Below are 3,519 nucleotides of genomic sequence, written 5' to 3'. Positions count from 1 at the left end.
GCGAGGCCGCCTGCGGCGGCGCCCAGCATCAGCTTGAGGAACGCGGCGCGGTTCATCGCGCCGCTCCGGTGCGACGGGCCACCCCGCTGGCAGCAGGCAGCCCCGGCACGCTTACACCGCGTCGGAAAGCGAGGTGAAGGTGAAGTCGCGCAGCTTCATCGGCGGGATCATCATCACGAACGGGGACTCGTCGCCGCTGATGCGAACCGGCTTGCCCAGCTCTTCGATGTTGTTGAGCATGATCACCGGCGATTCGTTGAAGCGGAAGTTCTTCACCGGGTGCTTGATCTCGCCGTTCTCGATGTAGAACGTGCCGTCGCGGGTCAGGCCGGTCAGCAGCACGGTCTGCGGGTCCACCATGCGGATGTACCAGGTGCGCGTGACCAGGATGCCTTTCTGCGTGGACTTCACCAGTTCGGCGGTGGACTTGTCGCCGCCGGCCATCAGGATGTTGCCCGGCTGGCCCATGGCCTTCTTGCCCTGCTTCTGGGCCCAGTAGCGCGAGTACTGCAGGTACGACACCTTGCCGTCCTTGATGATGTCGTGCTTCTCGCGCGGCAGGCCGCTTTCGTCCCAGGGCAGCACGGCGGCATCGGCATTCCACGGGTCGGCGTGGATGTTCACCTGCTTGTCGTACACCTGTTCGCCCAGCTTGGTGCCGCCGCCCTTCTTGGACAGGAAGCTGCGGCCTTCGTCGGCCTGGCGGGCGTCGAAGAAGAACATCATGAAGCTGATCAGGCCGGCCGCCGCGGCGGGCTCCAGGATGACCGTGTACTTGCCCGGCTCCAGCGCCTTGGCCTCGGCCGAGTCCCGCGCTTTCTGGATGGCCACCTGGATGTCTTCGCCGGCCTTGAACTGGGCGGCGTCGGCGAGGTTGCGCGAGACCCAGCCCGAACCGCGGCCGTCTTCGGTACGCACGGTGCAGGTGTAGTTGAAATTGGTGGACTGCTGGTAGGCGAAATTGCCCTTCGAGTTGGCCGAGGCGAAGAAGCTGTGGCCGTCGCTGAGATAACCGGCGGCGATCAGCTTGCTGGCCTTGCACGGGTCGATGGAGTCGGCGGCCACCTTGGCGCGCAGCTCGGGGCTGATGGCGGCGGTGGCGGCGTTGAAGGTCGGGCTGGGCGTATAGGCCTGCTTTTCCAGCGCCGGCATGTACTCCTCGTTCTCGGGGGCCAGCCGGGCGAGGTCTTCGGCACGGCGCACGACGCGCTCGAGGGCGGCGTCGTCGAACTCGTTGATGGTGGCGATGCCTTCGCGCTTGCCGAACGCCGCCTGCACGATCAGCTGCGAATCGCTGACGATGCCGCTGGTGGAGACGTTGTTCAGGGCGAAGCGGATGTTGCCGTCGACCGACCCGGCGAGGGTGGCCGTGCATTCGTCGGCCATCGACAGCTTGATGACCTTGTCGAGGATGGCCTTGGCCTGTTCTTCGGTGAAGATGCTCATGTTCTAAGGCTCCTGGCCGGTCAGCCGATGTTGCGGGCGGTGTTGATGACGTTCATGCCGTCGAAGCGGGCCGTGCTGGACCCGTGCGACACGGCCGACGACTGCGAGGGCTGGCCCTTGCCGTCGAAGAAGCTGCCGCCCAGGCGGTAGTCGGATTCGTCGCAGATGGCCGAGCAGGCGTTCCAGAATTCCGGGGTGCGGATCTGGTAGGCCACGTCCTCGATCATGCCGGCAAGCTTGCCGTCCTTGATCTCGTAGAACAGCTGGCCGCCGAACTGGGCGTTGTAGCGCTGCTGGTCGATGGAGAACGAGCCGTCGCCGATGATGTAGATGCCCTTCTCGACGTCCTTGATCATGTCGGCCACGCTGAGCTTTTCCTTGCCCGGCGCCAGCGACACGTTGGCCATGCGCTGGAACTGCACGCTGGACCACGAATCGGCATAGCAGCAGCCGTCGGACTCGGTCTTTCCCAGGATGTGGGCCTGGTCGCGGATGGTCTGGTAGTCCACCAGCTTGCCCTGGTCGATCAGGTTCCAGCGCTTGGTCTTGACGCCTTCGTCGTCGTAACCCACGCCGCCCAGGCTGCCTTCTTGGGTCTTGTCGGCGAACAGCGTGACCCGGTCGCTGCCGTACTGGAAGCGCGCCTCGCGCTTGTCCAGCGTGGCGAAGCTGGTGCCGGCGAAGTTGGCCTCGTAGCCCAGCACGCGGTCGAGTTCCAGCGGGTGGCCGACGTTCTCGTGGATGGTCAGCCACAGGTGCGACGGGTCAAGCACGAGGTCGTACTTGCCCGGCTTGACCGACGGCGCGGTCAGCTTCTCGCGCGCCTGTTTGGCGGCCGCCACGGCGTCTTCCACCATGTCGTAGGTCTTGCCGTAGTTGATGACGCCGTTGGGCGACACGTACTTGGTGCCGCCGCCGTCCAGGTACTCATAGCCCATGCCCATCGGGGCCGACAGGCCGTCGCGGGTGCGGAACTTGCCGCTGGCCTTGTCGATGGCCGTCACCGAGAACGGCGCCCAGATGCGGTGCACGTCCTGGTCGATGTAGCTGCCGTCGGTGGAGGCGAAATACTTCTGCTCGTTCACCGTGAACAGCGTGGAGTTGACGAAGTCGGCGCCGGCCTTGATCGCGGCGGCGTTGACGCTCAGCAGCAGGTCCACCTTGTCCTTCACCGGCACCGACATGGCGTTCTTGGTGATCGGTGCCTTCCAGCTGACTTCGCCGACGCCCGCCACCTTGGCCAGCTGCACCGGCGCGGTCTGGAAGCGGGAGTTGGCCTTGGCGATCGTGGTGGCCTGGCGGGCCGCGGCGGCGACGCCGGCGGTGCTCAGGTCGCTGGTGGCCGCGAAGCCCCAGGCACCGTTGGCGATCACGCGGATGCCGATGCCGGTGGACTCGGCGTTCACCACGTTCTGGACCTTGTCTTCGCGGGTGATGACGAACTGCTGCAGGTAGCGGCCGATGCGCACGTCGCAATAGCTGGCGCCCGAGCCCGTGGCGGCTTCCAGGGCGGCGTCGGCGATGGCCTTCTTCATCGCGATGTCCAGGCCAGACACCAGTTCCTGGGCGGCGATGGATCGGCTGTAGGGAAGCATCAGGCCGGCGAGGCCAATGCTCGAAATCGTCAGGAAGTCGCGTCTGTCCATCGTGGTACTCCAGCGGGTTTGGCCGGGCCGGGCTCCGGAAACCGAAGCGGGCGGCGAAGAAATTGCTTCCCGACTCTGGCGACTACGGTCCCGGGGCGTCAAGTGACCAATGGCCTAGGGTCGGGGTCCGTGGGACCCGCGCCGGAGGTCGTGTTTCACGCAACTTCAGGCCCGGGTTGGCAGTGTGGTGTATCGAAACTGCGTGCGGAGCCCCGATGAAAAAGCCTTTCCCCTACGGTCCTTGGCTGATGGTGGTCGCGTTGGCGGCCGGCGCGGCGCTGCTGTGGCACTACTACCCGCGGCCTTCGGCGGCGCCGGTCGCAACCGTCGACGGTGCCAGGCCCGCCGCGGCCGCGCCGGCCGCGTTGCCCGCGCCGCCTGGCCCTCCCATCGCACAGGGTCCCGTGCTGCCCGCTGCGCCCACCCC

2 protein-coding genes and 1 pseudogene are annotated in these 3,519 nt (G+C 66.4%); 1 reads left to right on the top strand and 2 read right to left on the bottom strand.

The annotated features are described in order from the left end of the window. Positions 1-111 precede the first annotated feature (111 nt). The gene (locus tag K0M70_RS10025) at positions 112-1,446 is read right to left on the bottom strand and encodes a TldD/PmbA family protein (RefSeq protein WP_290781730.1); all 1,335 of its coding nucleotides are present in this window, start codon (positions 1,444-1,446) and stop codon (positions 112-114) included. 20 nt (positions 1,447-1,466) lie between these two features. Further along, positions 1,467-3,092 (bottom strand): TldD/PmbA family protein, encoded by a 1,626-nt coding sequence (locus K0M70_RS10020; protein WP_290781729.1) that lies wholly within the window; start codon positions 3,090-3,092, stop codon positions 1,467-1,469. Between the two features lie 215 nt (positions 3,093-3,307). On the opposite strand from K0M70_RS10020, the pseudogene K0M70_RS10015 reads away from it, so the two are divergent. After that, positions 3,308-3,519, top strand: a pseudogene (locus tag K0M70_RS10015) (hypothetical protein); the annotation flags it as partial.

The organism is Arenimonas sp., from assembly GCF_019459675.1.
Classification (GTDB): Bacteria; Pseudomonadota; Gammaproteobacteria; order Xanthomonadales; family Xanthomonadaceae; genus Arenimonas.
The sequence above is the reverse complement of the archived record's forward strand: the minus strand, read 5'-3'. Positions and strand labels throughout refer to the sequence as shown.

Bases quoted from the DNA above. Each gene is read 5' to 3' on its own strand.
- K0M70_RS10025 (WP_290781730.1), bottom strand. From the start codon at position 1,446: ATGAGCATCTTCACCGAAGAACAGGCCAAGGCCATCCTCGACAAGGTC.
- K0M70_RS10020 (WP_290781729.1), bottom strand. From the start codon at position 3,092: ATGGACAGACGCGACTTCCTGACGATTTCGAGCATTGGCCTCGCCGGC.